Here is a 7287-nt window from a genome sequence, read left to right on the forward strand (position 1 = left end):
GCTGCGGGGGCGATTTTCACTGGCAAGACCAACACGCCCGAATGGGGCCATGGCAGCCACAGTTTCAATCCGGTGTTTGGTGCCACCCGTAATCCCTATAATCTGACCCGCACTGCCGGCGGATCGTCCGGCGGTGCCGCGGCGGCTTTGGCGGCGCGGCTGGTCCCTGTGGCCGACGGATCGGATATGATGGGTTCGCTGCGCAATCCGGCGGCGTTTTGCAACGTTTACGGGTTTCGTCCGACCTGGGGCCTTGTGCCGCAGGATGCCGATGGCGACACTTTCCTTGCCACCTTGTCAACCGACGGCCCGATGGGCCGCAGCATTGAGGATGTGGCCCGACTGCTTGAAGTGCTGGCGGGTGAGGCCCCGGACGTGCCGTTTTCCCGTGCGGGTGCATGCTTTGCCGATCACCTCAGCTGCGACATGCGCAAGCTGCGCATAGGCTGGCTGGGCGATTGGGGCGGCGCCTATCCGATGGAGCCGGGCATCCTTGCCCAGTGCGAGTCCGGGCTTGCCGTGCTGGAAAGCCTCGGCGCAATGGTGGAACCGGTCAGCCCGCCGTTTCCGGCCGAAAAGTTGTGGCATGCCTGGATCACCCTGCGCGCCATGCTAAATTCCAATGCCAAGCGGAAGCTCTACAACGATCCCGCACTGCGCGCGCAATTGAAACCCGAGACGATCTGGAGATCGAACAAGGCCTTGGCCTGTCGGCCGATGCCGTTTACGCGGCCAGCAAGATCCGTTCGCGCTGGTATGCGCATGCGGCGCGGCTGTTTGACCGGTTCGATGTGGTGGTGCTGCCCTGCGCACAGGTCTGGCCGTTCCCGGTGGAATGGCGCTGGCCAGAGGCGATCAACGGTCTTCCGATGGACACCTATCACCGCTGGATGGAAGTGGTGATCCCCGCCAGCCTGATCGGTTTACCAGCCCTGTCGGTGCCGGTAGGCTTTGGACCGCAGGGGCTGCCGATGGGCATGCAGATCATCGGCCGCAATGGCGCGGATGCGCGCGTGCTGGCCATCGGGCAGGCCTATCATCTGGCCACCGACTGGCCCGCCAAACGCCCGCCGCTGCTCTAGCAATGGCAGGCCAATCAGGCTAACGCTTTGCCCAAAGGCGAGAGGATTGGCATGGCAGGCGGGGTGACAGTTCTGGTGGTGGGGGCGGGCTCGATCGGGCGCCGGCACCATGAGAACCTGATGGCGCTGGGTGCACAGTCACACCTGATCGGCTGGCGTGGGTTTTCGGCGCAGGCGCTGGCCGCCAGGTTGGCGGAAGGGGCCGATGCGGTGGTCATCGCCACCGCGACCGACGTTCGACTGCCGCTGGTCAAGGCTTGTGCGGCGGCTGGGGTTCCGTTTTACGTTGAAAAACCGCTGGCGTTTCGGCCTGCCGACGTGGAGACCATCGCCGTTTTGGCGGCACCAGTGGCCCAACGATCCATGCTCGGGATGATGATGCGGTACCATCCGGCCTTCCGGGAATTGGCCGCGACAGATCTGTCGGACGTCTTCCAGTTCGCCTTGTCCATTGGCCATGACGTGACGCAATGGCGGGCGAACTGGCGGTTTTCGCAAAGCTATGCCGCAAAAGCGGATGGCGGCGGTGTGCTGCTCGACCTCTGCCACGAGGTTGACATGGCTGCCTGCCTGTTCCCCGGGCTTTCGGTTCATGCGGTAGAAAGCCTGGGCCATGTTGCCTATCCGGGGGTCGACATGGCAAGCCGGATCAGCCTTGGCCGGACCGGGCTGTCGGGCGACGTAGCGATGGATTACCTGACGCCAAAGCTGCACCGACACTGCATCCTGCGGGGCAGCGAGCGGATGCATGACTTCGATTTCGCGAGCCAGCACTATGTGGTAACCGATGCCGCAGGGCCTGCCGCGCTGCATAAGCCATTGGACCGCAATGAGATGTTCCTCGCTGCGATGCGCGACTTTCTGGCGCTGGTTGCCGGGCGTGTGGTGTCAGACATCGAACATCTGCCCCGACTGGACCTGTGCCTGCCCTCCGCCCGCCTGGTGGCCGGTGCGTGGGCCGCAAGGGTTTTCAACGGTCAGATCCGCAAGGAGATCCCATGATCCTCGGCCATATCGGGGCGCGCAAAGGCTCCAAGGGGGTTCCGGGCAAGAACTTCCGCCCGCTTTGCGGCAAACCGCTGATCGACTGGTCGCTGGACCAGTTGTTTGCCAACCCAAGGGTCGGCGCGGTGGTGGTATCGACGGATGATGAGGCGATCTATGAACATGCCATCGCCAAAGGCGCCCTGAAGATTGGCCTGCGCCCGGCGCATCTGGCCACGGATTCGGCTGGCAAATGGGGTGTATGGCAGCACGCGCTTGCGGCCTCCGAAGGCCTGATTGGCCCGGTCACCGCCTTCCTCGATCTTGACTGCACCTCGCCACTACGGTTACCGGAAGACATCGACGCCGCGCTCGAACTTTACAAAATCGAACATCCTGACATGGTAATGAGCTGCTGCGAGGCGCGAAAGAACCCATATTTCAACCTTGTCGAACCAGACGCCACGGGTTCACTGCATGTCTCCAAACCCCTGCCCGGCGGCGTTGTGGCGCGCCAGCAGGCACCGATCGTGTACGAACATGCGGCCTCCACCTATGTGGTTGACCCTGCGTATCTCAAACGCTCCAAGGGTCTTTGGGAAGGGCGGGTGATCCCCTACCTGATGCCACCCGAACGCTGTGTCGACATCGACACGCCCTTTGACTTCCGCCTTGTCGAATTCCTGATGCAAGAGGCCCTGACGCATGACTGACCAGCTCACCGGACGCACCGTCTTCATCACCGGCTCAGGGGGGGTGCTCGGCTCCACCTATGTCCGCCGCATGCTGGCCGAAGGCGCGCGGGTGATCGCCTCTGACCTGCCGGGCCACCGCGCCGATGCGCTAAAGGCGGCCCATGCGGGCAATGACGCTTTCCGCTTCTATGACCTCGATGTCGGCGACGAAGATCAGGTGACCGGCATCTTCACCCGCATCCTCGCCGATGGTTGGGAGCCGAATGTGGTTCTGAACAACGCCGCCATCACCGGCGAGCTGCTGATGGGGGCTGGCAAACCCTTCCCCGATTTCGCCAACACCAGCGTCAGCGATTGGGAACGCACGCTGCGCACCAACCTGACCGGCGCGTTCATGATTGCGCGGCAGATGGACCGTGACATCGTCGGCCGCTACCCCGCCACGCTGATCAACGTGGCCTCGATGTACGCGCTGAACGGCCCGCATCACCAGATCTACGAAGGCATGCCGTTCAAAAGTTTCTCGGCCTATTCAACCACAAAGGCGGGTATCCACGGCCTGACCCTCTGGCTTGCGGGCTATTGGGCAAAGCGGCAGGCCACGGTGAACACCATCGCGCCGGGTGCCGTCTTCAACAACCATTCCGACGAATTCCAGCGCCGGGTAAGCGAGTTGATCATGGCGGGCCGCATGGCCAAACCCGATGAGATCGCCGATGCGATGCTGTTTCTGTGCTCCGCACAGGCGGGCTACATGACCGGGCAGTTGGTCAATGTCGATGGTGGCTTCAGCGGCTGGTAAGTTGGCGGTCCAGCGCCTCAATGGTCCGCGCTGTCGCCCCTGCGTGTTCGGCAAAGAAGTCCTCGATCTCCTCGGCAGTAGGCCCGGCCCAACCATCCGGGCCCAGCGCCTGACGCAAGGCTTCGGGCGTTTCCACCCTCAGGCAGACACCGGCCTCGATCGCCTCGGTCGCCGGATATTCGATGGTGTGAACCTCCGGCCCGACGATCACCGGGCATTTCAGCGCAAGCGGTTCGATGATGTTATGCGCGCCCTTGGGCGTAAAGCCGCCGCCGGTGACCACGCCACCCGACAGGGCAATGTAGAAATACATCTCGCCCAGACTGTCGCCCAGCAAGATATCTGCCGCCACTGGCGCACCTAAAGGCACCAGTGCTGCGTCCAGTATCTCGCTTCGCCGCAATGCCTTCAGGCCCCGCGCGGCAATCATCGCCGCAACCTCGTCAAACCGTTCAGGTTTGCGCGGCACATAGACGAAAAACGGCCGCGCTCCGCCAGCCGCCAGCGCCGCCTCGATTGCCTCCAGATAGATGGCATCCTCGCCCTCCACCACCGAAGCAAAGGTGACCACCGCCCGCTCCCCCGCAAGCCATGGCCGCACCACAGCCGCCGCGGCCAGTTGCGCGGGCGGGATCGGCTGATCAAACCGCAGCTCGCCCGTCACCTCGACATTGTCCACCCCGACCGAGGCAAACCGCTCTGCCTGCAGATCGGATTTCACGAAAGCCCCGGCAAAGCCGCGCATCAGCGCATGGCGCAACGGGAAACCTTCGTCCCGCGCCATGGATTTCGTCGGATACTGCGCGTTGCACATGAACAGCGGCACCCCTGCACGGCGCGCAGCAAAGATCATCCGGGGCCAGATCTCGATCTCCATCACCAGCCCCGCCACCGGACGGAAAGCCCGAAAGAAACCCGCATAAGCCCATGATGTCTCAAACGGAACCCAGACCACCCGCATCCGGCCCTGCGCGATATCGGCCGCAAACACCCGCGCGGCCTCGCGCCGTCCGGCGGGGGTGAAATGCGTGGTGACCACCTTGTCGCCCCGGTCAAGCAGCGCCCGCACCAAAGGCACCGCCGACCGCATCTCGCCCAACGACACGGCATGAACCCACACCGCGCCCGGCAGGCCGTTGCCATAACGCCCGAAGCGTTCGCCAAGATGGCGGGCGTAAATCGCATCCTTGCGCCCGCGCCACCAAAGATAGACCAGCACCACAGGCAGCCCCAGGTGCCACAGGGCCGACCATAACCGCAGGAACAGCCACAGCCTCATCGCCGCACCAGGGCCAGCAAAGCGTCGGCCAGGGGTCTCACCCCCCGTTGCCCCGCCTCGGCCAAAGCCTGTCCAATTGCGCCCATCCCGGCAAGATCCCCTGTCACCGCTGCCACCAGTCCCTCCGGCGTCACCTGCCGCGCCGCGCCACCCGCGTCCAGTGTGGCATAGTCGTCCGCGAAATTCGCCACGCGTGGGCCGTGCAGCACTGCCACACCCAGCGCCGCCGGTTCCCAAGGATTATGCCCCTCCACCGGGCCGAACGTGCCCCCGATCAGTGCCACCTCGGCCAGCCGGTACCACAGGCCCAACTCACCCACCGTATCGGCCAGATACACCGCGCCAGTCGGCCCTTCGCCAAGCGACCGGACGGTCATCGGCAGCCCGGTCGGCACCGCAACCTCGGCCCGGCGGGAAGGAACCCGCGGCACCAGGATCAGCAGCCATCGCGGATCGGCGCGCCAAAGTACCGCCTGCGCCGCCAAAGCGACCGCCTCATCCTCGGCATGGGTAGACGCCGCAACCCAGACGCGCCGCCCCACCACCGCCGCCCGCAACGCTGCCAGCCCCACCGCATCCGCCGCCAGCACCGGTGCGGCGGATTTCAGCGATCCGGTCACCTGCACCCCGGTTGCGCCCAAAGCCGTCAGATGCGCTGCGGTCCCGGCATCCTGCGCCGCAATCAGCGAAAACCGTTGGTAAAGGTCGGCGAACAGGCCCCGCCAGCGCCGACGCCGGGCAAATGCAGCATCATTCATCCGCGCATTCACCAGCGCCAAGGGGATGGTGCGGCGCGCCGCCGCCACAACCGCGCCCGGCCAAAGGTCCTGTTCCGCCCAGATGGAAAGGTCCGGCCGCCAATGATCAAGGAACCGATCCAGATACTGCGGCGCATCTACCGGCAGGAACTGATGCAAGGTCCGCGCAGGCAAGTTACCGGCGAAAACTTCCGCCGATGACCTCGCCGTGGAGGTCACCAGAAAACTCAACTCCGGCTCGGCCTGTGCCATCGCGGCGATCAGACCGCGCAATGCCATCACCTCGCCGATCCCCACGGCATGCAGCCAGATCAGCCGCCCGTCCGGCCGCGCCACCGTCGCCTCGCCCAGCTTTTCACGCCAACGCGCCGGGTCTTCCTTGCCGCGCGCCAGACGACGCCGCAAGATCATCGGCGCCGGGATTGGCAAGGCTCGGGACAAAGCCAGATAGGCCGCAAGGGCAAGCCCGGTGCGCGCCTTAGCCAAGGTCGCGAAAGGCCTTTTGCAGGCCCCTGTCCCAGAAACCCGCGTCCTTCAGCACCGCCACGAACCGCTCCGCAGCCGTGCCCGCACCAAACCCGTGATGCGCCGGATAGCGACGCCCCCACTCGGTTTCCAGAAACCGCGCAATCGCGGCAGCGTCCGTCGCCGCACAGGCGCTGACTGATCCCGCCTCGGCCCGGTTGGTCTGCCGCGTTCCCACATCCAGCGACGGCACGCCCAGAAAAGGCGCCTCGCGCACCCCGGCACTGGAATTGCCGATCATGCACGCCGCATTCCGCATCAGTTCGGAAAAATGCGCAAACCGCATCGACGGAAGCAGCCGGAACCGGTCTTTCGGCAAGCCCTCGATCACCTCGAAAATCGCGTCCGACCCGGGGTCATTGTTCGGCGCGATCAGCACGAACTTCCGCCCCGAGGCCGCCAGCGCCCCGTATAGCGCCCGCGCCTGCGCGCCCATTCCTGCCGCCTCCGAGGTGACAGGATGGAACACCGCGATCCCGTAATCGTCAAACCCGATCCCGTAGCGCGCCTTCACCTCGGCAATCGTCACCCCGGAGGGACCGGAGTGGAAATCCAGCTCCGGCGAGCCGATCACATGGATCGTCTCCTCCGGCTCGCCCAGCGCCATCACCCGCCGCGCCGCCGTGTCGGACGACACGAAATGCGCATGCGCGAGCTTGGTGTTGCAGTGGCGGAACACCTCGTCGATGGTGCCCGACACCTCGCCGCCCTCGATATGGGCCGAGCGGATGTAATTCGTCGCCGCCACCAGCGCGCCCGCCATCGCCTCCACCCGGTCGCCGTGCACGATGATCAGATCGGGGCGATGTTCGGTCACATAGTCCGAGAACCCGACGATCGTCTTGGCCAGCACGATATCCTGCGCATCCCCCGGTCGCTGGTTCAGAAACTCGTGCACCGCAACCCCCGCCATCCGGTGCACTTCCAGCTTGGTCAGGCCGTAGCGGTCCAGCATATGCATGCCAGTGACAAAGAAGGTCACCTCGAACCCCGCAAGGACAGCCGCCGATGCCAATGGCTCCAGCTTGCCGAAATCAGCACGGGTTCCGGTGAGGAAGAGGAGCGAGCGGGTCATGGGTGAGGCAAGCGGTGGAACAGAACGACGGTGCCACCCAGCGGCTCCTTTGTCGGATGCAGGCCGTGGGCTGCAAGCGCGGAATGG

At 64.9% G+C, this 7287-nt stretch carries 7 protein-coding genes and 1 pseudogene; 5 read left to right on the forward strand and 3 right to left on the reverse strand.

The genetic code is table 11. The features are described 5' to 3' along the window. Positions 1-12: 12 nt before the first annotated feature. The 5 genes and pseudogenes from RMO18_RS21065 to RMO18_RS03790 all read left to right on the forward strand — a co-directional run. A pseudogene (locus RMO18_RS21065) lies at positions 13-594 on the forward strand (amidase family protein); the annotation flags it as partial. Beyond that, entirely contained in the window at positions 582-1082 is a 501-nt protein-coding gene (locus RMO18_RS21070; RefSeq protein ID WP_405054001.1) for an amidase family protein, read from the forward strand. The pseudogene RMO18_RS21065 and the gene RMO18_RS21070, both read left to right, overlap by 13 nt. Before the next feature lie 51 nt (positions 1083-1133). After that, positions 1134-2084 carry a Gfo/Idh/MocA family oxidoreductase gene (locus RMO18_RS03780; RefSeq protein ID WP_309663995.1) on the forward strand — a complete coding sequence of 317 codons (951 nt, stop codon included), beginning with the start codon at positions 1134-1136 and terminating at the stop codon, positions 2082-2084. Beyond that, positions 2081-2779, forward strand: a complete 699-nt coding sequence (locus RMO18_RS03785; protein ID WP_309663997.1) for an acylneuraminate cytidylyltransferase family protein — start codon at positions 2081-2083, stop codon at positions 2777-2779. The genes RMO18_RS03780 and RMO18_RS03785 overlap by 4 nt, the downstream gene beginning before the upstream one ends. Further along, a complete protein-coding gene (locus RMO18_RS03790) occupies positions 2772-3563 on the forward strand; it encodes an SDR family oxidoreductase (protein WP_309663999.1) in 792 nt (263 codons plus the stop codon). The genes RMO18_RS03785 and RMO18_RS03790 overlap by 8 nt, the downstream gene beginning before the upstream one ends. Here the strand turns inward: RMO18_RS03790 and RMO18_RS21075 are convergent. The 3 genes from RMO18_RS21075 to neuC form a co-directional block, all read right to left on the reverse strand. Beyond that, on the reverse strand, positions 3550-4842 hold the full coding sequence (locus tag RMO18_RS21075; protein WP_405054002.1) for a 3-deoxy-D-manno-octulosonic acid transferase: 1293 nt from the start codon (positions 4840-4842) through the stop codon (positions 3550-3552). The two genes, RMO18_RS03790 and RMO18_RS21075, sit on opposite strands and share 14 nt — an antisense overlap. Then, on the reverse strand, positions 4839-6011 hold the full coding sequence (locus RMO18_RS03800; protein WP_309664000.1) for a glycosyltransferase N-terminal domain-containing protein: 1173 nt from the start codon (positions 6009-6011) through the stop codon (positions 4839-4841). Before RMO18_RS03800 ends, RMO18_RS21075 begins: the two co-directional genes overlap by 4 nt. Before the next feature lie 67 nt (positions 6012-6078). Then, complete coding sequence (gene neuC, locus RMO18_RS03805; RefSeq protein WP_309664001.1) at positions 6079-7200, reverse strand: UDP-N-acetylglucosamine 2-epimerase; 1122 nt, start codon at positions 7198-7200, stop codon at positions 6079-6081. Positions 7201-7287 lie beyond the last annotated feature (87 nt).

Source organism: Tabrizicola sp., from assembly GCF_031377265.1.
Lineage (GTDB): Bacteria > Pseudomonadota > Alphaproteobacteria > Rhodobacterales > Rhodobacteraceae > JAUYQR01.